Annotated in this window: 21 protein-coding genes; 9 read left to right on the forward strand and 12 right to left on the reverse strand. The window is 67.3% G+C overall.

From position 1 onward, the window contains the following. Positions 1–47: 47 nt before the first annotated feature. The 9 genes from AC1DIX_RS06950 to greB all read right to left on the reverse strand — a co-directional run bounded on the left by AC1DIX_RS06950 (position 48) and on the right by greB (position 8166). Positions 48–1586 (reverse strand): Tar ligand binding domain-containing protein, encoded by a 1539-nt coding sequence (locus AC1DIX_RS06950; protein WP_477323093.1) that lies wholly within the window; start codon positions 1584–1586, stop codon positions 48–50. Positions 1587–1703: 117 nt separating this feature from the next. Next, complete coding sequence (locus tag AC1DIX_RS06955; protein ID WP_442122389.1) at positions 1704–2006, reverse strand: hypothetical protein; 303 nt, start codon at positions 2004–2006, stop codon at positions 1704–1706. Between the two features lie 9 nt (positions 2007–2015). Continuing rightward, a complete protein-coding gene (locus AC1DIX_RS06960) occupies positions 2016–2810 on the reverse strand; it encodes a DUF6597 domain-containing transcriptional factor (RefSeq protein ID WP_477323095.1) in 795 nt (264 codons plus the stop codon). Positions 2811–2843: 33 nt separating this feature from the next. After that, on the reverse strand, positions 2844–3581 hold the full coding sequence (locus tag AC1DIX_RS06965) for a hypothetical protein (protein WP_442122387.1): 738 nt from the start codon (positions 3579–3581) through the stop codon (positions 2844–2846). Between the two features lie 19 nt (positions 3582–3600). Next, positions 3601–3966 (reverse strand): hypothetical protein, encoded by a 366-nt coding sequence (locus tag AC1DIX_RS06970; RefSeq protein ID WP_477323097.1) that lies wholly within the window; start codon positions 3964–3966, stop codon positions 3601–3603. Further along, positions 3953–5800 (reverse strand): carbamoyltransferase family protein, encoded by a 1848-nt coding sequence (locus AC1DIX_RS06975; RefSeq protein WP_477323099.1) that lies wholly within the window; start codon positions 5798–5800, stop codon positions 3953–3955. The genes AC1DIX_RS06970 and AC1DIX_RS06975 overlap by 14 nt, the downstream gene beginning before the upstream one ends. After that, positions 5797–6669, reverse strand: a complete 873-nt coding sequence (locus AC1DIX_RS06980; protein WP_477323101.1) for a GDSL-type esterase/lipase family protein — start codon at positions 6667–6669, stop codon at positions 5797–5799. Before AC1DIX_RS06980 ends, AC1DIX_RS06975 begins: the two co-directional genes overlap by 4 nt. 327 nt (positions 6670–6996) lie before the next feature. Further along, positions 6997–7596: a biliverdin-producing heme oxygenase gene (locus tag AC1DIX_RS06985; RefSeq protein ID WP_477323103.1), complete on the reverse strand. Its 600-nt coding sequence runs from the start codon at positions 7594–7596 to the stop codon at positions 6997–6999. Between the two features lie 3 nt (positions 7597–7599). Then, positions 7600–8166 (reverse strand): transcription elongation factor GreB, encoded by a 567-nt coding sequence (gene greB / locus AC1DIX_RS06990; protein WP_477323105.1) that lies wholly within the window; start codon positions 8164–8166, stop codon positions 7600–7602. Between the two features lie 102 nt (positions 8167–8268). Here greB and AC1DIX_RS06995 point away from each other — a divergent pair, with 102 nt between their 5' ends. From AC1DIX_RS06995 to AC1DIX_RS07010, 4 genes are all read left to right on the forward strand, one after another. Next, entirely contained in the window at positions 8269–8850 is a 582-nt protein-coding gene (locus tag AC1DIX_RS06995; RefSeq protein WP_477323107.1) for a hypothetical protein, read from the forward strand. Positions 8851–8862: 12 nt separating this feature from the next. Continuing rightward, positions 8863–10329 carry a PAS domain-containing sensor histidine kinase gene (locus AC1DIX_RS07000; protein WP_477323109.1) on the forward strand — a complete coding sequence of 489 codons (1467 nt, stop codon included), beginning with the start codon at positions 8863–8865 and terminating at the stop codon, positions 10327–10329. After that, the gene (locus AC1DIX_RS07005; RefSeq protein WP_442122379.1) at positions 10326–10973 is read left to right on the forward strand and encodes a response regulator; all 648 of its coding nucleotides are present in this window, start codon (positions 10326–10328) and stop codon (positions 10971–10973) included. Before AC1DIX_RS07000 ends, AC1DIX_RS07005 begins: the two co-directional genes overlap by 4 nt. 133 nt (positions 10974–11106) lie before the next feature. Beyond that, positions 11107–12678 (forward strand): GGDEF domain-containing protein, encoded by a 1572-nt coding sequence (locus tag AC1DIX_RS07010; RefSeq protein ID WP_477323111.1) that lies wholly within the window; start codon positions 11107–11109, stop codon positions 12676–12678. Between the two features lie 4 nt (positions 12679–12682). Here AC1DIX_RS07010 and fliD read toward each other — a convergent pair whose 3' ends face one another. The 3 genes from fliD to AC1DIX_RS07025 form a co-directional block, all read right to left on the reverse strand. Beyond that, on the reverse strand, positions 12683–14038 hold the full coding sequence (gene fliD, locus AC1DIX_RS07015; protein WP_477323113.1) for a flagellar filament capping protein FliD: 1356 nt from the start codon (positions 14036–14038) through the stop codon (positions 12683–12685). A gap of 41 nt (positions 14039–14079) precedes the next feature. After that, entirely contained in the window at positions 14080–14433 is a 354-nt protein-coding gene (locus tag AC1DIX_RS07020; protein WP_477323116.1) for a flagellar protein FlaG, read from the reverse strand. An 85-nt stretch (positions 14434–14518) separates the two neighbouring features. Further along, positions 14519–15331, reverse strand: a complete 813-nt coding sequence (locus AC1DIX_RS07025) for a flagellin N-terminal helical domain-containing protein (RefSeq protein ID WP_442122375.1) — start codon at positions 15329–15331, stop codon at positions 14519–14521. Positions 15332–15653: 322 nt separating this feature from the next. Between AC1DIX_RS07025 and AC1DIX_RS07030 the strand changes: the two genes are divergently transcribed. The 5 genes from AC1DIX_RS07030 to AC1DIX_RS07050 all read left to right on the forward strand — a co-directional run bounded on the left by AC1DIX_RS07030 (position 15654) and on the right by AC1DIX_RS07050 (position 22323). Continuing rightward, positions 15654–18065 carry a tetratricopeptide repeat protein gene (locus tag AC1DIX_RS07030; RefSeq protein ID WP_477323118.1) on the forward strand — a complete coding sequence of 804 codons (2412 nt, stop codon included), beginning with the start codon at positions 15654–15656 and terminating at the stop codon, positions 18063–18065. Further along, positions 18062–19969, forward strand: a complete 1908-nt coding sequence (locus AC1DIX_RS07035; RefSeq protein WP_477323120.1) for a tetratricopeptide repeat protein — start codon at positions 18062–18064, stop codon at positions 19967–19969. The genes AC1DIX_RS07030 and AC1DIX_RS07035 overlap by 4 nt, the downstream gene beginning before the upstream one ends. Then, positions 19966–21498, forward strand: coding sequence for a tetratricopeptide repeat protein (locus AC1DIX_RS07040; protein ID WP_477323122.1), 1533 nt, complete (start codon positions 19966–19968; stop codon positions 21496–21498). Before AC1DIX_RS07035 ends, AC1DIX_RS07040 begins: the two co-directional genes overlap by 4 nt. Before the next feature lie 61 nt (positions 21499–21559). Next, positions 21560–21997 carry a flagellar export chaperone FliS gene (gene fliS / locus AC1DIX_RS07045; RefSeq protein WP_477323124.1) on the forward strand — a complete coding sequence of 146 codons (438 nt, stop codon included), beginning with the start codon at positions 21560–21562 and terminating at the stop codon, positions 21995–21997. Further along, entirely contained in the window at positions 21997–22323 is a 327-nt protein-coding gene (locus AC1DIX_RS07050) for a flagellar protein FliT (protein ID WP_442122370.1), read from the forward strand. Before fliS ends, AC1DIX_RS07050 begins: the two co-directional genes overlap by 1 nt. Positions 22324–22326 lie beyond the last annotated feature (3 nt).

A 22326-nucleotide genomic window follows, 5' to 3' on the forward strand; every position in this document is an offset into this window, starting at 1 on the left:
AGCAGTTTCTTCAAAGTCCAGCTAACGCCCGCAGGCCCAGGCACCCGCTAGGCGGTCAACAGCATGGCGCCGCGCTGCGGTGCCTGATGGTGCTCGAGCTGGAACACCGCGACCGCATCCGTCAGGGACCTGGCCTGTTCCTGCAGCGAGGACGAGGCCGCGGCCGCTTCCTCGACCAGGGCGGCATTCTGCTGCGTCACCTGGTCCATCTGCAGCACGGCGCGGTTGATCTGCTCGATGCCCTCGCTCTGCTCCTGGCTGGCGGTCACGATCTCCGACATGATGCTGGTCACGCGCGCCACGCTCGCCACCACCTCGCTCATGGTGGCGCCGGCCTTGTCGACCAGTTCGGTGCCGGTATCGACATTCGCCACCGAAGCCGTGATCAGTTCCTTGATCTCCCTGGCGGCGGCCGCCGAGCGCTGGGCCAGGTTGCGCACTTCGCCGGCGACGGCCGCGTTCAGCGCCAGGATATTCGTCTGGAAGGCGATACCGTCGATCACGCCGATGATGTCGACGATGCGCCTGGACGAATCGCTGATGGTGCCCATGGTGTCCACCACCTGGGCCACCAGCTGGCCGCCGCGCAGCGCCACTTCGGATGCCGACACCACCAGCTGGTTCGCCTGGCGTGCGTTGTCGGCATTATGGCGCACCGTCGACGTCAGTTCTTCCAGCGAGGACGCTGTTTCCTCCAGGCTGCTGGCCTGCTCCTCGGTGCGGCCCGACAGGTGCAGGTTGCCGGAAGCGATCTCGCTGCTGGCGCCGGCGATGAAACTGCTGCTGTCGCGCACGCTGCGCACGGTGCGGGCCAGCTGGCCCTGCATCTTCGCCAGGCCCGCCAGCAGCTTGCCCATCTCGTCCTCGCGCTCGATGACCACGCTGGTGGCCAGGTCGCCTTCGGCCATCGCATGGAAGTGCCGCAGCGCCTGGTCCAGCGGGCCCATGATCGCGCGCACCAGCGACACCGACGAGACCATGATCAGCAGGGCGCCGATCACRATGCCGGCAATCGACGTGTACATCACCTTGTCGGCCAGGTGCACGCCGCTTTCGTAATGGCTCTTCGCTTCCCTGATCTGGTACTGGTCCAGCTTGCCGGCAGCGTCATTGAAATCGGTGTAGAGGTTCAGGAGCCGGTTGTTCAGGGCATCGATCGCCGCGGCATCCTGTTTTTTCACCGCCTCCGCCAGCGCCAGCAATCCTTCCCTGACATAGACGTCGCGCCTGGCGACGACGTCGCGCGCCAGTACGCTTTCCTCCGCGTCCTGAGGCAGGGCCATGTAGGCGGCCCAGGACTTGTCGGAATCGGCCAGGAAAGCCGCGACGCGCTCCAGCGTCTTGCCGACTTCCGGATCCTCGGGATGCAGGGCGGCGCGGTCGATGGCGAAACGGGCGCGGGACAGGAAATTCTTCGAATCGTTGACCGAGATGCTCGACACCAGCTGGTTCGAATACACGTCTTCCAGCGAGGACTCGAGGGAGCGCATGCCGAAAACGCCCAGCAAGCCGAATGCCAGGATGATCAGTCCAAGGAAGGCCATCGTCGCGATGAGGCGGGTGCGTATCGTGAGCTTGTTGAACATTTTATGACCTCAACAAAAAGAGTGCCAAAGGGAAACCAGACACGAGTCCCTACTATACGATTTCCTCCGGGAAAAATTTGTTAATCCAGGTAAAGATTGTGGTTTTTGGTGAGATTTTCACATTCCGAGGCTGCTGCGCAACCAATCCCGTCCACGCGCATCCAGCGCCTTGTCGATGACCTCGGCCGGCAGGCTGTACACGGTGGCCCAGGTGGCGCGGCCGTCCGCCGCATTCGACGGAAAGCTGGTGGTCTCGATCGGCCAATGGTATTTGCGTTTCAGGGAACGGACGATGGCGGCGAGCGTCACGCGTCCGCGCAGGGGCTCGGCGCCGGCCTGGTCGGTATTCGACAGCAGGATCGCGAGGACCTGGCCGCGCGCCGTGCGCGGGCCGGGAAAAGTGGGGGTTTTCTTGGGCATGCCGGCATTCTAGCCGGCCCGGCCCGTCCGCGGCCGCGCGAAGTCCTGCGGCGTCTCCCCGGCAAACTGCTGGAACTCGTGGATCAGGTGCGACTGGTCATAGTAGCCGCACTCCCCCGCCAGCCCGGCCCAGTCGATGGCGCCCGCGCCGCTGCCCGCTTCGGCACGCAGGGCGGCGCTGGCGCGCCGGAAGCGGCACACCATGGCGAAGGTCTTGGCGTTCAGGCCGACCCGCTCGCGGAACTGCTGGGCCAGGTGCTGGCGCGAGACGCCCAGCGTGCCCGCCAGCTCCTCGATGCGCAGGGCGCCGCCGGCACGCTCGATCTGCCCGACGGCCGCGCGTACCAGGCGGCCGGCGCGATCCGGGCCGCCATCCGGGGCGCGGCCCAGGCGCGCCAGCAACGCACGCTCGATGACCGCCAGGCGCTGCTCAGCGCTCGATGCGCGATCCCACAAGGCTGCCGCCAGCGCCTCCGCCTCATGGCGCGGCCACAGCTCGGACAAGGCCGGATGCCCGTCCTGCAGGGCGTGCAGCGGCAGGTCGAAAAAGGCGCGCGCGGCGCCCGGCAGGAAGCGCACCGCCACCGTCAGCACCGGCTGCGTCACCTCGACCCGGTGCGGGCGCGACATCATCCCGGCGACGAAGCCGAGCGGCGCGCCGTCCTGCCACAGGATGTCGATGCAGTTGTCCGGCAGCACGCGGTGGCGCACCGGCGCGCCGCTCGGCGCCGCGTGGCTGGTCCACAGGCAGGCGACGTGGCCTGCGAGAAGCGGATGGGGCGGATATTCGCGGTACAGGTGCATGCCCCGAGTATAGTGCGGCGTATCAGGAAAATACTACACGGGGAAAGTACAGCGGAACCCGACGTAGGGCCGCTGCGCTCCCGGTTTCTCGTCGATTACCGTGAAGAGCCCCGCTCCTTCCTGCGACGACCAGGCGCCGCCCCGCGCCAGCGCCCGCCCCCACCAGCAGCGTCCGGCCTTCGGCCACCAGCCCAGTCCCCGCTCCCAGCGCCTGCCGGGCGCCCCCGACACGGTGGGCGAGGTCTCGGCGAAGCCGCGCGCCACGATGCCATCCGGGTTGCCCTGCACGTCGTCGAACACCCAACTGAAGGCATTGCCCGCGGCATCGTGGATGCGCTCGCCGGTCGACAGGACGTGCCAGCGCCGCTCGCGCGCATCGGGAGAGCACACGCAAGGCGGCTGGGCGCAGCCGAAGCCGGCCAGGTGCAGGCCCCGGTACAACTCGCCTGCCCCGGCCTCGCCGCCGCTCCAGTTCGCGTCCTGGCGCGCCAGGTCATGCGCGATGGCCAGGGCCTGCAGTTCGGTCAGCAGGCCAAGCCCAGCCTCCGCACAGGCGCGCTGCGCCGCGTGATAGCTGACGTTCACCCACGGCGGCGCATCCTCGCGCAGCAGGACCTGGCCGTCGGGCCCGCACGCCGCCAGCCAGCGCGCGACGGCGAAGGCCGGCACCGTGATGCCGCATGGGAGGACGGTCTCCGGCACCACGACGAAGCCCGGCGGGCACGCGAGACCGGCCGCCACCGCAGCGACTTCCGCATCGGCGTTCTTCATGTTCGGCCACCATGCCCGGCTAGAACATCTGGTAGATATAGGGCGACAGCTCGGCCTCGGGCCGCGCCTGCACGTAGAGGGCGTGCAGCGCCGCCGCCGTCTCGGCCGCCAGCGGCGCCTGCGCCGCCAGTGCCGGCCGGCCCGCCGCCAGCCAGCAGGCCGCCAGGCGCTGCCCGAACTCGCCGGCATCGAGACAGGACGCGGACAAGAAATCCTCACGCGCCATCGCCGGCCGACCGCGCTGGATGTAATAGCTGGGCAGCTGCGGGGCCGGTCCCATCGGGAATGGCGCCTGCCCCCTGGCCGGCGGCGCGGCGCCCGCGGTCAGGGCGTCGAACAGGGCCGCCGTGGCCGCACCCAGTACCGCATCGTCAATCGAGCTCATAGGTCTTTCTCCAGTCTTCGTCGTCGGGCAGAGGCGCCTGTTCCGAACGCCACAGCAGCACGTCTTCCAGCACCAGCAGGTCCATCTCGGTACGCATGAAGCAGCGGTAGGCATCCTGCGGACTGCACACGATCGGCTCGCCGCGCACATTGAACGAGGTGTTCACCAGCAGCGGGCAGCCGGTCAGGCGCTCGAAGGCTTCGATCAGGGCGCGGAATTCCGGATGGCTGTCGCGGTCGACGGTCTGGATCCGCGCCGAATAGTCGACGTGGGTGATGGCCGGCACGTCGCTGCGCGGCTGGTTGATCAGCGCCATCATGTCGTCGTCGCCGCCCTCGAAGGCGCTGGTATCCATCGGCCGGCGCCGGTCCTCGCGCACCGGCGCCACCGTCAGCATGTAGGGGCTGTCGCCGTCGTAGTCGAAATAGTCGGCGCACTTTTCCCGCAGGACGGCCGGCGCGAACGGGCGGAACGACTCGCGGTACTTGATCTTCAGGTTCATCGTGGCCTGGGTGCGCGGGTTGCGCGGATCGCCCAGGATCGAGCGTGCGCCCAGCGAGCGCGGGCCGAATTCCATCCGCCCCGACAGCCAGCCGACGATCTTGCCTGCGGCCAGCGCCTGGGCCACCAGCCCCAGCCTTTCGTCGCGGCCCGCGATGCGGTGATAGCGGTAGCCCTTGCGGTCGAGGAAGGCGAGGATCTCCTCACTCGAATAGCGCGGCCCCAGGTAGCTGCCGCGCTGGGCGTCGCCGGCCCCGGCCGGACGCGCGCACGGCGCCTCGAAGTAGCCGTGGTGCGCCATCAGCGCCGCGCCGAGGGCGCCGCCGGCATCGCCCGCCGCCGGCTGGATCCAGATGCCGTCGAACAGCCCGGCCTTCGCCAGCTTGCCGTTGGCGACGCAGTTGAGCGCCACGCCACCGGCCAGGACCAGGTTCTTTTCGCCGGTGAGGCGGCGCAGGTGGCGCGCGGTCCTGAGGACGATGTCCTCGGTCACTTGCTGGATGCTGGCCGCCAGGTCCATCTCGCGCCGCGTGATCTGCGACTCGGGCGCGCGCGCCGGACCGTCGAACAGCTCCGCGAAGCGCGGCCCGGCCATCGCCATGCCGTCGATATAGCCGAACCAGGCCATGTCGAGCCGGTAGGAGCCGTCCGGGCGGATGTCGATCAGGTGGTCGCGGATGCGGTCGGCGTATTTCGGACGGCCGTAGGGCGCCAGTCCCATCAGCTTGTATTCGCCGGAATTGACCTTGAAGCCGCAGAAGCTGGTGAAGGCGCTGTACAGCAGGCCCAGCGAGTGCGGGTAGTCGATTTCGGCGAACAGCTCGAGCCTGCGCCCATGTCCCAGGCCGAGGCTGGTGGTGGCCCATTCGCCGACGCCGTCGATGGTCAGCACCGCGGCGCTGTCGAAGGGCGAAGGATAGAAGGCGCTGGCGGCATGCGCCATGTGATGTTCGGTGAACAGCACCCGTCCTTCCCGTCCGAGCGTGCCGAGCGTGCGCTGCACGTGCTCGTTGACCCAGATCTTGTCGCCCAGCAGATTGCCGGCGGCCTGGGCGAACAGCCTGCGCCCGTCCGGTCCGCCCGCGCAGGCGTTCTGCACCACACGGTCGAAGGTCAGCAGCAGATTGTCGTAGAACACGATCGCGTCGAGATCGACGGCATCGACGAAGCCTTCCTCGAGACAGTAGTTGATGGCGTTGACGGGAAACGAAGGGTCGTGCTTCCTGCGCGTGAAGCGCTCTTCCTGCGCGGCCGCGACGATCTCGCCGTCGCGCACCAGCGCCGCCGCCGCGTCGTGGTAGTAGCCGGCAATGCCCAGGATGGTCGCGCTCATGCGAGCTCCCGCAGCTCGGCCGCCGGCAAAGGGCTCGGCCTCTGCGCCAGCATCCCGGCCAGCACGGGTTCGAGCGAGCGCGCCAGCGCTTCGTGTCCGGCCGGCGTGAAATGGATGTCCTTTTCCCAGCGCAGGCGGCGCCGCTCGGCCGGGGCAATGCGCAGCAGCCCGGGCAAAGGATCGTGCAGCGCACAGCCCAGGTCGGCCGCCAGTTCGGCGAAGCGGGCCTGGTAAGGCGCGGCGTCGCAGGTCTGGTCGAGGTGCTGCGGGAGGGGAATCGGCAGCAGCAGCACCGGCTTGCCGAGTGCACCGATCCACTGCGCGAGGATGGCCCGCATCAGCAGCCAGGCCGGGCTCGACGGCGAATCGTAATGCGGCAGCGGCTGGTACTGGGTAAGCTTCTGCACCACGTCGCGCACGCCGAGAGCCGTGACCATCCTGCGCAACGCCATGAAGCGTCCGCCCTGGTCGACCGCAGCGGCCTGCTCGGGGCTCAACCCGGCTTCGTCAAAGGGTTCGCGGCGCGGCGGCACCTGGCAAAGCCGCAGCTCGCCGTCTTCGAGCTGGAAATAGGGTTTGGCGTAAATGCGCTCGCGGCCGTGCTCGTCGTGGTGAGGCCGGAAACGGGCATTGACGCGCCGGATGTTTTCGACGAATACCGCAATCACGACGAGGTCGTGTTCGATGTCCTGGGCGAATTCACGCCAGATCAGATATTGCTGGTCGGTACCCGTGGAAGACAGGCCGAAATTGAATAATTCGACCGGGCCGGCCTCGCTGGCGGATRAATATGTCTCCAGCAATTCCGTATAGCGCCGGCGGTTCGGCACGGCATCGCCGGCCGTGAAGGAATCGCCGAACACAAGCACGCGCCGATGTCCCGGCCTACGTTCCTGCACAAATTCTTTATCGGAGCGGAAGCCTAGTCCGTTGACTTGCATCAGGTACCCGCCGCCTTCGTGCGGGATACGAACCCGCAGGCCGGGAATATAGCGATAGCCGATGACTGGATGGTATTCGTAAAACTGTCTCATCATTTCCCCTGTTTTAGACCACGGAAATGATGATGATTTATTTGCTTATGAAGATTTTATCCGGACTCAAAACCGCACTATGTATTTACACCATTCTTAATTGAATTATTTGACTTAAGAAATAATACGAATAAGAAATTAACCTTTAAAACAATTCGCGGATCAGGAATCGCGGTGCCTATCCAGCGCGAGGATGCTGTCGAAAGCCGCGCAAGCCCCGGCGCAGGCCTCCAGGATCTCTTCCGGACTGCGCACCTGCTCGCGCAGCACCTGCATGAAGCTGCGCCAGCGCGGGCCGGGACCGGCCTCGTTCCCCTTCAGGTAGCGCAGCGGATGTGGGGCCAGGCGCCGGTGCAGGCGCTGGTACAGGACGGCGCCGCCCAGCTGCGAGCCTTCGATTACGTAGCACACGCCCCAGCGCCAGGCGGGGCTGGCGGCGGCCGGCCAGTCCGATGCCGCAGGCGCGGGCAGCGGCGCGGCCGGCATGCCGCGCTCGGCCAGGTCCTGCTCGATCAGGGCCAGCCGCTGGGCCTGGTCGAATTGCGGCCCGCATTGCGGTCCGTCCGTGAAGCCCGTCAACCAGGCCTGCAGCGGTGCCAGCCAGGCGCGCAGCATGGCGAGATGGGAAGCGTAATCGCCGAGGGAGGCATCGTCGGCGCCGATCGGCAGCCCGCTGTCGAGCGCCTGGTGGCGGCTCGCGGTGGCCGAGCGCAGCGCGGCAAGGGGATCCGGCTCGCGCGCCGACCCGGAGGGGTGTTTCATGAATCAGTCCGTGATGGGTTCGGGATAGTCGACGCTGAGGATTTCCAGATCGTCCGTGCCCTGCGGCGTCTGCAGGGTCACGACCTCGCCCTCGCGCGCCTTGGTGAGCGCGCGTGCCACCGGCGAGACCCAGCTGATCCGGCCCTTCAGCGGATCGAGCTCGTCGATGCCGACGATGGTGACGGTGTGCTCCTCGCCCGCCTTGTTCAGATAGCTGACGGTGGCGCCGAAGAAGACCTGGTCGTTGCCGTGGTGGACCGAGGGATCGACCACGAAGGCCGAGTCGAGGCGCTTGGTGAGGAAGCGGATGCGGCGGTCGATCTCGCGCAGGCGCCGCTTGCCGTAGATGTAGTCGCCGTTCTCGGAACGGTCGCCGTTCGAGGCGGCCCAGTGCACCACGCGCACGACTTCAGGCCGGTCGACGTCGATCAGCTGCAGCAGCTCGTCCTTGATGGCCTTGTGCCCGGCCGGGGTGATGTAGTTCTTGGAGCCGGCCGGAATCTGTTGGGCCAGCGCCAGGGCTTCGTCATCGTCGTCGTTATCGGACTCTTTTACAAATGCCTTGTTCATGCGTCCTATTGTAGCCGCAAGCGCACGAATATGATGTGCGCGCGGCACGGCCGTGACGGCGGACGCCGCCATTTCCCGTATCATTCGGGCATGACACGAGCCATGACGAATGCGCGTACCCGGCTGTTCGCGCCGCTGGTGCACCTGGCCGCCCTCTTCCTGCTGCTCGAGGAATGGTGCTGGGACGTCGGCGCATGGCTGGGCGCCGGCCTGGCGCGCTGGCCGCTGCTGGCGGCGCTCGAAGCGCGCGTGCGCCTGCTGCCGCCCTGGGGCGCGCTGTGCCTGTTCGTGCTGCCCGGCCTGCTGCTGTTGCCGGTCAAGCTGCTGGCCGTGGTGGCGATCGCGCACGGCCATGCGGTGTCCGGCATCGCCACCATCGTGGTCGCCAAGCTGGGCGGCGCGGCGGTGGTGGCGCGGCTGTACGCGCTGACCCTGCCGACCCTGCTCGCGGTCGGCTGGTTCGCGCGCTTCCACGGCTGGTTCATGACGCTGAAAGACCACTGGGTCGGCCRGCTGCGCGCCAGCCACGCCTTCGTGCAGGCCGGACGGCTGCTGCGGGCCATGCGGCGCACGCTGCGCCGCTGGCGCAACCGGCGCGGCGCCCGCTTCGGCAGCCGCCACGCGAGCCGCGCCTCCCGGGTGCTGCGGCGCTTCGTCGTCCAATGGCGCGCACGGCGCCGCTGATGGAACAACAAGATGAACAATGAGACGAAACTGGCCCCGGCCATGCAGGCCGCCGCCACCGAGATCTACCTGATCGATGCCGACACCTTGCTGCTGGTCGACGTCAACCAGGCGGCGCGCCAGAACCTCGGCCACGACCTGGCCCGACTGAACGCGATGACGCCGCTCGACCTCGCCCCCGCGCTGGACCGGGCCGAACTCGAAGGACTGCTGGCCTCGCTGGGTCCGGAAGTCGGCGCCCAGGTCAGCCTGGCTACCCGTTTCCTGCGCGCCGACGGCAGCCGCTATCCGATCAAGCTATGCTTCCTGCGCATCCTGCGCGACGGCCGCTCGCTGTTCCTGGCGATCGGCGACGACCAGTCGCTCGCCCACGCCGCCAGCACTGCCCTGCAGCAGTACCAGGCGCGCTTCAACGCGGTGGTCGACCATACGCCGGGACTGGTCTACCAGTTCGTGCTGCACCCGGACGGCAGCAGCGCCTTTCCCTACCTCAGCGAGGGCTGCGGCGCCCTGCTCGGGCTGTCGGTGAGCGAATTGCAGCAGGATCCGACGCGCTTCCCGGAACTGATCCTGCCCGAAGACCGCAAGAGCTACCAGGACGCGATGCTGGCCTCGAAGGCGAACGGCAGCGCCTGGAACTGGGAAGGCAGGATCCGGATCAACGACACCTGGAACGACGTCAAGTGGATCAACCTGCGCGCCACCCCGTCCCCGCTCGACGGCGGCGGCATGCAGTGGGACGGCATCATGACCAACATCACGGCCAGCAAGCTGGAACAGGAAGAGACGCGCCGCTCGCGCGCCCGCCTGGCCGAGCTGACCGAGCACATCGAGCAGGTCAAGGAACAGGAGCGCACCCGCATCGCGCGCGAGATCCACGACGATCTCGGCGGCAACCTCACGGCGATCAAGATGGCGCTGGCCATGCTGGCAGCGCGCCTGCCGCAGGAAAAGGTGCTGCAGGAAAAGGCCGACTACCTGGACAGCCTGGTCGACCGCACCATCGAGGCCGTGCACCGGATCTCGCTCGACCTGCGGCCGTCGACGCTGGACCTGGGCATCGTTGCCGCGATGGAATGGCAGGCGCGCGAGTTCGAGAAGCAGATGGGCATCGCCTGCGTCGTGCGTATCGACGGCGCCGCCGACGGCCAGGAAATCGAGGGCGAACTCGACCCGGACCGCGCCAGCGCCCTGTTCCGCATCTTCCAGGAAGCGCTGACGAATATCGCCAAGCATGCCCACGCCACCCGGGTCACGGTGAGCCTGCGCCGCCAGCGCCAGCACCTGACCCTCTCCATCTGCGATAATGGCCGCGGCATCACCCCGGCCGACCGCGTCAAGCCGCACTCCTTCGGGCTGCGCGGCATGAGCGAGCGGGCCCGTGCGCTGGGCGGCACCCTGAACCTGTCGCCCGCGCCCGGCGGCGGCACGATGGTGGTCGTCAAGATCAGGCTGCAATCCGAACTAACCCGAGCATGACAGAAAAAGCCAGCATCCGCGTTTTTATCGCCGACGACCACGCCATCGTGCGTGCCGGCCTGAAACAGATCCTCGCCGAGGAACGCGACATTTCCGTCGTCGGCGAAGCCGAGACCGGCCTTGACGCCGTCAAGCTGTTCCGCAAGTCGCGCTGCAACGTGCTCCTGCTCGACATCTCCCTGCCCGACCGCAACGGCATCGAAGTGCTCAAGCAGATCAAGGACGACAAACCGGAGCTGGCAGTGCTGATGCTGTCGATGCACCGGGAAGACCAGTACGCGATCCGCTCGCTGAAGGCGGGCGCCTCCGGCTACCTGACCAAGCAGAGCGCGCCGCGCGAGCTGGTCAATGCGATCCGCCAGGTGGCCGGCGGCCAGCGCTACGTGAGCGCCCAGCTGGCCCAGGTGCTGGCGGCCCAGCTCGGCGAAGACCATGAGAAGCCGGTCCACGACACCCTGTCGGACCGCGAATACCAGACGCTCACGATGATCGCCTCCGGCAAGACGGTCAGCGAGATCGCCAGGGAACTGTCGCTGTCGGTCAAGACGGTCAGCGAATACCGCTCGCGCCTGTTGTCGAAAATGAAGCTCAAGACCAGCGCCGAGCTGACCCATTACGCCATCCGCAATCAGCTCATTGACTGATTGACCAGGAACTTGCCACCATGTCAATACATTCCGCATAACTGAGTGGTATTCCGGTGTTTTTTCGATCGATCGACATCAGGAAACAGCGTTACGATGGCGATAATAACTATTCGAAGTAGCAACGTCGCACATGTCCAGCTCTCCCCTGAACCCGGCCGAGATCGCCCGGGAAGCCTTTCGCCGCCTGGCGACGCGGCGCATCGCGCCCACGCCCGACGCCTACCGCGAGATCTATAACGAGATCGCCGGCCTCGCCCTGCCCGCGGCGCCGCCTGCCGCCCCGGCTCCCGAGCCGGACCCGGGCGCGGAAAACGTGCTGTCCGGCTTTGCCTACCGTCTCGCCGACACGCCCGGCGAACTGGCCGAGTTCGGCACCCGCCTGAACCGCGCGGTCAAGCAGCGCGACTGGGACGGCTATGCGCGCACCTTGTCGCAGCTGGCCGAGAAGCACTTGCGCCGCCACACCCATCCGGTGATGGCGCTGGGCGTCGAGAACGCCGAAGCCAAGCTGATGCGCGACCTGCTCAGCCGCACCCTGAGCTTCGCCGTGGCCGCCCTGCTGCCGGCGGCGTCGCCGCTGGCCGGCGAGGCCGAATCGCTGGGCGCCGCCGTCAGGACCGCGCACGACGAGGCGGCGCTGCACGAGATCGGCGCACGCCTGAAGGAACTCTGCTACCAGATCGAACTGAAGAGCGGCGACAGCGGCGAGCAGCAGGAGCTGCTGCTGCGCCTGTTCAAGCTGCTGCTGGAAAACGTCAGCGAACTGCTGGACGACGACAGCTGGATGCGCGGCCAGATCGCCGCGGTCCAGGACCTGATTTCCGGTCCGCTCGACGCGCGCGCGCTGGAAGACGCGACGCGCAGCCTGAAGGACGTCATCTACAAGCAGGGCCAGCTGAAGACCGGCATCGCCGACGTCAAGTCGACCATGAAGAACATGATGATGACCTTCATCGACCGGCTCGGCTCGGTGGCGGCCTCGACCGGCAGTTACCAGGAAAAGATCGGCGGCTTCTCGGAACGCATCCGCGCCGCCGCCAACATCGAGGAACTCAACCTGGTGCTGGAAGAAGTACTGCGCGAGACCCGCGCGGTGCAGGCCGAGGCGCTGGCCTCGCGCGACCGCATGCTGGCCGCCCACCAGGAGGTGCAGGAAGCGGAAGCGCGCATCAAGGACCTGGAAGCGAAGCTGCAGCACATGAGCGAACTGGTGCGCGAAGACCAGCTGACCGGCAGCCTGAACCGGCGCGGCCTGGACGACGTGTTCGAGCGCGAAAGCGCGCGCGCCGACCGCCGCGGCACGCCGTTGTGCGTGGCCCTGCTCGACCTCGACAATTTCAAGAAGCTCAACGATACCTACGGCCACCTGGYCGGCGACAAGGCCCTGCGCCATCTGGTGAAAGTGGTCAAGGACACGCTGCGCTCGATGGACGTGATCGCGCGCTTCGGCGGCGAGGAGTTCCTGATCCTGCTGCCGGAGACGACTGTGGAAGCCGCCAGCGCGGCGATGGTGCGGGTGCAGCGCGAGCTGACCAGGCACTTCTTCCTGCATGAGAACGAGAAGATGCTGATCACCTTCTCCTGCGGCGTGGCCCTGCGCCGCCAGAACGAGGATCAGGCCGCGCTGATGGCGCGCGCCGACAATGCGATGTACAAGGCCAAGACCAGCGGCAAGAACCGCGTGGTGATCGCCGACAGCTAGACGGTTAGTAAGAGGAAGACAGCGAGGCCAGCTGCGTGGCCAAGTAGTTGCTGGTGCTCTTCATGTTGGCCATCGCGGTGTCGAGCGCGTTGAACTGCTTCCGGTAGCGCGCTTCGGTCTGCGTCAGGCGATCCTGGATCGTGCTTTCCTGGTCGCTCATGCGCTTGAGCGTGTCGTTGATGCCGTCGGTGCGGGTCTGGATCACGCCTTTCGAGCCCAGCATGTCGGTGGTCAGGGCGGTCAGGCGGGTGCCGACGCCGCTGGTCGACGAGAACAGCTTGCTCAGGTTGTCGAAGTTGCTGTCGATCGCCTTCTGCAGCTTGTCGGGCTTCTCCAGCATCAAGGTGCCGTCGCGCTGGAACACGATGCCGATGTCGGACAGGTTCTTGAGGTCGCCCGCGTCCGAGGTCGCCTTGCCGAGTTCGCTGCGCAGCTGGCTCAGGATGCCGCGCGCCGACGAGTCGCCGTTGAGCACGGCGCCGGTCTTGGTCGAGGTGTTGTACGAAGTCAGGTTGCCGACCGTGCTCGCGATCTTGTTGTAGGCGTCGATCAGGCCCTGGACGTTCTTCTTGATCGTGTCCGAGTCCTTGGCGACCGTCACATTGACCGGAGCGCCGACATTGGTCTTGGCCAGGTTCAGGGTCACGCCCTTGATCGCGTCGGTCACGGTATTGGACGACTTGACCACGGGCATTCCGTCGACCGTGAATCGAGCGTCGCCGGCCTTCTGCTGCCAGCTCATCGTGGTCGTCATCGGATCGGTATTATCGAACTGGGCCACGCTGCCGGTGGCCGCGATCTTCACGGTGTTGGCCGAACCGGTATCCTTGGCCGTGACCACCAGGTGGTTCATGGTGCCGTCGTTGATGACGGTGGCGGTCACGCCGGCATCGGCGCCGTTGATCGCGCTCGCCAGTCCCGACATCGAGAAATCGTCGAGGGGAATGTTGACGGGGTTGCCGCTGCCGACGCTGATCGTCATCGAGCTGTTCGCCGGGCTGAAGATCTTGGTGGGATCGACGCCGGCCGAACTCAGCTTGTCACTGGTGGCCAGCTTGCTGACTTCGATGGCATACGTACCGGCGGTGGCGCCGCCGCCTGCAGGCGTACTGGCCTTCATGATGGTTTCGTCGCTGGAAGCGGCGGTCAGCGCAGCCAGCGAAGTACCGGTGACCGACTTGACGGCCGTCTGGAACGAGGAAATCGCGCTTTTCAGCGTACCGAAGGCCGACAGCTTCGACTTGTAGCTGGTTTCCTTGGCCTGAAGCTGGGTCAGCGGCGTGCTCTCGGCCTGCATCAGCTGGGTGACCAGCGATTCGATGTTCAGACCTGATCCGATACCGGTCGAAACGATTGCCATCGTGTGTCCTTATCAAAAGAAAAAAGGGCGCTAGGCGCCCATCATGCTTTTTCCCGCAACAGCAGGCCCTGCATCTTGTCGATCGAGTGCGCCAGCGCCAGCGCCTCCGCGCTCGGGAACTGGCGCAGTACTTCCTGGGTCGAGGTGTCGACGATCTTGACCACCGTCTTGCCGCTTTCCTCGTCGATCGAGAAACGCAAGCCCTGGGCGGTGAACTGCGGATTCTCGTTCAGCTTGCCGACCGCGTTTTCCACCGCATCGCGAGCCGGCGCCGGTCCCTGGTTGCCGGCGTTGGCGCCCGGTGCAGCCGGCGCCCCCCTGGATGGCGAATTGGACGCCGGCGCCGCTGCGTTCCCGGGTGCAGCCTGTACGCTACCAGATAAGGGATTCAGCATCACGACACTCCTTTCCAAAACGACGCTGGGCGAGGTGTTTCCGCAACACCTCGCTCAGCTTTCCTATCCGAATTATAACGTTCGATCAGCGCAGCAGGCTCATCACGCCGTTCGGCACCTGGTTCGCCTGGGCCAGCATCGCGGTACCGGCCTGTTGCAGGATCTGGGCGCGGGTCAGCTTGGCGGTTTCAGCAGCGAAGTCGGTATCCATGATGCGGCTCTTGGCGGCCGACTGGTTTTCGATCGAGCTGTTCAGGTTGTTGATCGCGTAGCCCATGCGGTTCTGCGCAGTACCCAGCGAAGCGCGCTCGGTATTCAGTGCGCTCAGGGCGCTGTCGACCTGGGCCAGGGCTGCCGTTGCGGAGGCGCCGTCGGTGATCGCACCGATGGTCATGCCGGCAAAGGCGGTGTCGGAGCCGAAGCTGATGGTGATCTTCTGGCCGGTATCGGCGCCGACCTGGATGTCCTTGGTGGCGGCGGTGCCGCTCAGCACTGCTGCACCGTTGAATTTGGTGTCGGTCGAGATACGCCCGATTTCAGTGTTCAGCGACTGGACTTCGGTGTTGATGTTGCTCCATTCGGCAGTGCCGTTGGTGCCGTTCGAGCCCTGCACCGCCAGTTCGCGGATACGCTGCAGCGCGTCGGAGATGTTCGACAGTGCGCCGTCGGCGGTCTGGATCAGCGAGATGCCGTCGTTGGCGTTACGCGCTGCCACGGTCATGCCGCGGATCTGCGAGTCCATCTTGGTGGCGATCGACAGGCCGGCCGCGTCGTCCTTGGCGCTGTTCACACGCAGACCCGAGGACAGGCGCTGCAGCGAGGTCGACAGGTCGTTGGCGGAGGTGCCGAGGTTGCGTTGTGCGTTCAGCGAAGCCAGGTTGGTGTTAATGACGGACATGGTGGTTCTCCTGTTATCAGAGTACGGCTTGGTAAGTTCGTTTGTTGGTTCGTCGCTTGTTCAGCGGGGTTGATTTCTTTAACGGAGTGCTTCGAAAAAGCTTGAGGGTATTTTTTAAAAAAAGTTGGATATGGCCAACTTTTCATGATTTCCCTGCTACGCCCTCCGTCTTGCAAACCCTTGAATTAAGGGCGCTTTCACGATTACAACGGGCAATAAATCTTCGCTGCCTCTCGCTACAATGCTGGCTGTCAAAACTCGCCCGCGCTGTTGTTGCCGTTTTCGTCAGCGCCGGCGTTTTCTTTAACTGGACATCCCGCGCATGCACACCATCGACCAAGCACCACCGAGCCAAGCCGACGAATTCTTCGCCCAGGGACTGGACGCGCACCGCCGCGGCGACCTGGGCACGGCCGTCCACTTGTACGAACAGGCACTGCAGCGCGAGCCGGGTCATTTCGACGCCCTGCACCACATCGGCATCGCGGCCTATCATGCGGGCAATCACGACATCGCCCTGCAGTTCATCGGCGCCGCCATCGAGCGCAATCCCCAGGTGTCGACCGCCTATGGCAACCTGGGCAATGTGTACCAGGCCCTCGGCCAGCATGCCGCGGCACTGGCCTGTTACGACGAAGCCCTGCGGCTGGACGATGCGAATGCGGATGCGCACTACAACCGCGGCAACGTGCTGCGGCGCCTCGACCGGCTCGAGGACGCCCTGCAGAGCTACGAGCGCACGCTGGCGCTGCTGCCGGGCGACGTCTCGGGCTGGAACAACCGCGCGGTCGTGCTGCAGGACCTGAAACGCTACGCCGCGGCGCTCGCGAGCGTCGACCAGGCCCTGGCCCTGGCGCCCGGCCTGGCGGCCGCCCACAATAACCGCGGCAACATCCTGGTTTACCTGCACCGCCGCGACGAGGCGATGCGCAGTTTCGAGACCGCCATCGGGATCCAGCCCGATTACGCGGACGGCTGGTCGAACCTCGCTGCCAACCAGGCCGCACTGGGCCTTTACGAGCAGGCGCAGGCAAGCTACGCGCGCTCGCTGGCGCTGGGGCCCGAGGTACCCGAAACCCACAAGCGCAAGGCCGACCTGCTGCGCGCGCGCGGCGACCACGACGGCGCGCTGGCCGCCTACGAACGAGCGGCCACGCTCAGGCCCGCCTATGCCGAGGCCCAGCTGGAGCGCGGACGGCTCCTGATGGAATGCGACCGCCACGACGAGGCGCTGGAGTGCCTGCAGGCGGCGATCGCCGCCGATCCCGACAACCGCCTGGCCCACCTCCACCGCGGCCTGCTGCTGCATCGCCGGAAAGAGTATCAAGCGGCGCTGGCCAGCTTCGACAAGGCGATCGCCCTGAAGGAAGACGATGACGCCGATTCCCAGGTCGTGCGCGGCAATACGCTGCGCGAACTGGACCGTTGCGAGGAGGCCGTGGAAGCCTACGAGCGCGCGCTCGCGCTCGCGCCGGCGCACTACAACGCGCTGGTCGGGCATGGCATCGCCCTGCAAAGGCTGCGCCGCCACGACGCGGCCCGCGCGAGCCTGGCCCGCGCGATCGGGATCGCCCCGAAGGAAATCAGCGGTCATCTCAACCTCGGCAATCTGCTGCAGGACATGGGCGACACGGGAGGCGCGCTGGCCAGCTATGACATCGCGATCGCGCTGAACCCGAACGAGCCGATGATCTACAACAACCGCGGCAACCTGTACGAGGGCATCGGCCAGTTCGATGCCGCGCTGCGCGAATTCGACAAGGCGATCGAGCTCAAGCCCGACTTCGTCGCCGCCCACTGGAACAAATCGCTGGTGTGCATGCGGATGGGTGAATTCGGCCAGGGCCTGGACGGCTACGAATGGCGCTGGAAAGCCGAGCACCTGGCGGTGTTCCGCGAAAACCGCGACTTCCCCCAGCCGCTGTGGCTCGGCCAGCAGGACCTGGCGGGCAAGACCATCCTGCTGTATGCCGAGCAGGGGCTGGGCGACACCCTGCACTTCTGCCGCTACGTGCCGATGGTGGCGGCGCGCGGCGCGCGCGTCATCATCGAAGTCCAGCGCCCGCTGGTGAAGCTGATACAGCCCCTGTCCGGCGCCGCCGAGGTGATCGCCAAGGGCGACGCGCTGCCGGCCTTCGATTTCCATTGCCCGCTGCTGAGCCTGCCGCTGGCGTTCAAGACGACCCTTGCCACGATTCCGGCCCCGGACGCCTATCTGTCCAGCGACCCCGTCCGGGAAGCCGGCTGGCGTGAGTTGCTGGGCCCTGCCCGCGGTCCGCGCGTGGGCCTGGCGTGGAGCGGCAACCCCGTCCACAAGAACGACCACAACCGCAGCATCCCCTTCGAGGAATTCGCGCGCGTGCTCACTCCGGCCTGCGAATTCGTCTCGCTGCAGAAGGAGCATCGCGAAGCCGACCTGCCGCTGCTCGCGGACAGCGCGGTGCGCGATCTCAGCGAACTGCTGCACGACTTCACCGATACCGCCGCCCTGTGCGCCGCCGTGGATGTGGTGGTGGCGGTCGATACCAGCATCGCCCACCTGGCCGGCGCGCTGGGCCGGCCGGTCTGGATCCTGCTGCCCTATGCGGCCGATTGGCGCTGGCTGGTGGAACGCAGCGACAGTCCGTGGTATCCGAGTGCGCGCCTGTACCGCCAGCAGCTCGGCGAGGATTGGGGCGCCGTGCTGGCGCGCGTGCGCGCCGACCTCGACGCCCTGGCGGAAAACCGGCCATGAGCGGCCCGATCGAAGCGCGGGCCGAGCGGCTGTTCGCCCAGGGCCTGGAGTGGCACCGCCAGGGCGCGCTGGGCGAGGCGCTGGCGGCGTACGAACAGGCGCTGCAGCTGCAGCCAGGCTACGCCGAGGTGCTGCACCACATCGGCATCCTCGCCTACCAGACCGGCGACTACGCCACCGCGGAACAATTCCAGTACGCCGCCCTCGAGATCGACGGCGGCGCGGTGGCGGTGTGGAACGCGCTCGGGAACGTCCTGAAGGCCTGCGGCCGCCACGAGGCGGCGCTGGCCGCCTACGCGCAGGCGCTCGCAATCGACCAGGAATACACGGACGCCCATTACAACTGCGGCAACACCCTGCTGGCGCTGGGCCGTCACGAGGAAGCGCTGGCCGGCTACGACAGGGCGCTCGCGCTCGATCCCGGCCTGGTGCAGGCCTGGAACAACCGCGCCGTGGCGCTGCAGCAGCTCGGGCTGCTGGCGGAAGCGCTGGCCAGCATCGACGCCGTGCTCGGGCTGCAGCCGGGACATGCCGAAGCCCACAACAATCGCGGCAACCTGCTGATGCGCCAGCGGCGCAAGGAAGCGGCGCTGGAAAGCTTCGAGCGCGCACTGGCCTGCCGCCCGGACTATGCCGACGCCCTCGTGAACCGCGCCAGGGCGCTCGATGAGATGGGCCGCTTCGATACCGCACTGGAAAGCCTGGATGCCGCGCTGAAGCTGCAACCGGAACACGCCGAAGCCCACAACAACCGCGGCAACCTGCTGCTGCGGCTGCGCCGGCACGAGGCCGCGCTGGACAGCTTCGCGCGGGCACTGGCCTGCCGCCCGGACTACGCCGACGCCTACGTCAACCGCGCCAAGCTGTTCAAGGACCTGGGACGCCTCGATGCGGCCCAGGCCGACCTCGAGCACGCCATCGGACTCGATCCGGAACTCGCCGCCGCACACTGGAACCTCGGCTTGCTGGCGCTGCTGCGCGGACGCCTGGCGCAAGGCTGGCAGGGTAACGAATGGCGCTGGAAGGTCGACCAGCTGATGCAGGACGGCGAACTGCAGCGCTTCGAGCAGCCGCTGTGGCTGGGCGAGCAGGACCCGGCGGGCAAGACCATCCTGCTGTGGGCGGAACAAGGCCTGGGCGACACGATCCAGATGGCCCGCTATGCCGGCCTGCTGGCGGCGCGCGGCGCCGGCGTGATCCTGGAGGTGCAGCCGGCGCTGGTGGGCCTGCTGTCCGGCTCGCTGACCGGCTCGCAGTCCAGCTTCACGGCGCGCGTGCTGGCGCGTGGCGAGGCGCTGCCCGACTTCGACTTCCACTGCCCGATGATGAGCCTGCCGCTGGCCTTCGGCACCGAACTCGCCACCATCCCGGCCGCGCCTTCCTACCTGCGCGCCGCCCCCGAGCGGATCGCGCAGTGGCATACGCTGCTGGGCCCGGCCGCCCGCGTGCGCGCCGGCCTGGCCTGGAGCGGCAATCCGGACCACACGAACGACCATCACCGCAGCATCGCCTTCGCCGAATTCGCGCAGGCGCTCACGCCGGCCTGCGAATTCGTCTCGCTGCAGAAGGAGGTCCGCGCGAGCGATGCGGCGGCCCTCGCCGCCGGCGCGGTGCGCGACTTCGGCGCGCAGCTGCACGACTTCGGCGACACCGCCGCCCTGTGCGCCGTCATGGACGTGGTGGTGACGGTCGACACCAGCATCGCCCACCTGGCCGGCGCCCTCGGCAAGCCGGTCTGGATCCTGCTGCCGTATGCGCCGGACTGGCGCTGGCTGCTGGAGCGCGGCGACAGCCCCTGGTATCCGGGCGCGCGCCTGGTCCGCCAGGGATACGGCGAGGACTGGAGCGCCGTGCTGGCCCGGGTGCGCGCCGACCTCGATGCACTGGCGGGCGGCCCCAGATGAGCGGCTTCATCGATCCGCGGGCCGCGCATCTGTTCGAACAGGGACTCGCGCTGCATCGCCAGGGCGCGCTGGGCCAGGCCCTGGCCTCCTATGAGCAGGCCTTGCTGCTGCAGCCGGGCCAGTTCGACCTGCTGCACCACATCGGCATCCTCGCCTGGCAGGCCGGCGACCTCGCCACGGCGGAGCAATTCCTGCTGGCCGCCCGCGAGACCGGCGACGGCGTCTCGGCGCTGCACGGCAACCTGGGCAATGTGTTCAAGGCGGGCGGCCGCCTCGAGGAAGCGCTGGCCAGCTATGCGCGGGCGCTGGAGCTGGACCGCGCCAATGTGGACGCCTGGTACAACTATGGCAACACCTGGCAGGCGCTGCGCCGCTTCGACGAGGCGCTCGCCTGCTACGACCAGGCGCTGGCGCTGCAGCCGGACGATGGCCAGGCCTGGAACAACCGCGCCGCCGTCCTGCAGGAACTCGGACGCCACGACGACGCCCTGCACAGCTTCGACTCGGCGCTGCGGCTCCAGCCCGGCAATGCCGAGGCCCACTGGAACCGGGCCCTGCTCCATCTCCGCCACGGCCGCTTCGCCGAAGGCTGGCGCGGCTACGAGTGGCGCTGGCGGGTCTCGCACCTGTCGGTGTCGCGCCAGCGGCGTGACTTTGTACAGCCGCTGTGGCTGGGGGAACAGGACCTGGGCGGCAAGACCATACTCCTGCACGCCGAACAAGGCCTCGGCGACACCCTGCAGTTCTGCCGCTACGCCACGCTGGCGGCGGCGCGCGGCGCCCGCGTCATCCTCGAGGTGCCGCCCACGCTGGTGAACCTGATGCGCACCCTGCCCGGACCGGCCATGGTCCTGGCGCGCGGCGAGGCGCTGCCGCCGTTCGACTACCACTGCCCGCTGATGTCGCTGCCGCTGGCTTTCGGCAGCGCGCTCGAAACCATCCCCGCACCGCCGGCCTACCTGCGGGCCGATGCCGCCAGGGCCGCCGCCTGGACCGCCCTGCTCGGACCGGCGGACAAACCGCGCGTGGGCCTGGCCTGGCGCGGCAGCCAGGAGCACAGGGACGACCAGCGGCGCAGCATCGATTTCGCCACGCTGGCGGAGATCCTGAGCCCGGCCTGCGACTTCGTCTCGCTGCAGGACCGCCACCGTCCCGAGGATGCCGCCCCGCTCGCCGCCAGTCCGGTGCGCACGTTCGGCGCGCGCCTGGCCGACTTCGGCGACACGGCGGCGCTGTGCGCGGCGATGGATCTCGTCATCACCGTCGACACCAGCATCGCCCACCTGGCCGGCGCCCTCGGCAAGCCGGTCTGGATCCTGCTGCCGGCCGCCACCGACTGGCGCTGGCTGCTGGATCGCAGCGACAGCCCCTGGTATCCGCGCGCGCGCCTGATCCGCCAGCGGCGCGGCGAGCCCTGGAGCGCGGTGCTGGCGCGGGTGCGCGACGGGATTGACACTATGACAAACCCGGCCAAGCAGCGAAATAGCAGGGATTCATTGCTCTTAAGTTCGGATGAATCCGGCCGTTAACTAGGTACATTACAGTCCGTTCAAATCGAAAAGTTTCACACGGAGGTTCAAGATGTTTGGAATGACGCCACGCGGCGTGCAAGCTTACGCCAAGGTAGGGTTGGAGACCTCGGTGGTCGCCGCGTCGCCCCATGAGCTGATCGTCCTGCTGTTCGACGGCGCACTCGCCGCGATCCACTCCGCACGCCTCCATATGAAGGCAGGCAAGATCCAGGAAAAAGGCGCATCGATTTCGCGCGCCATCGAGATCGTCAACGACGGCCTGCGCGCCAGCCTGGACAAGAAGGCCGGCGGCGACATCGCCAACAGCCTGGACGGTCTTTACGGCTACATGACCGACCGCCTGCTGCAGGCCAACCTGAAGAACTCGGTGGACATGCTGGACGAAGTGCAGGTCCTGCTGGTCGACCTGCGCGACGCCTGGGCCTCGATCGGCAAGACGCCGGCGGCGCCTGCGGCGGCAGTCCCGAGCGCGGCAGCCATCCTGGCGAGCGCCTGATGATGACCGGCGACGAAATGCTGTCGACCTACGAGACGCTCGAGCGCATCACCGGCGAAATGCTGAGCGCCGCCCGCAGCGCCCAGTGGGACCGCCTGGTCGAACTCGAGCAGTCGTGCACCCTCCACGTGGCGCGCCTGCGCGACAGCGGCGAGGTGGCCCTCGCCCCTGAAGGACGCCAGCGCAAGGTGGAGCTGATCAAGAAGATCCTCGATGCCGACCGCCACATCCGCGACCTCACCATGCCGTGGATGGAAAAGCTGTCGGCGATGATCAACAGCACCACCACCCAGCGCAGGCTGGTCAACGCCTACGGAGGCGTCTGAGGC

Source organism: Massilia sp. 05N420 (genome assembly GCF_056397205.1).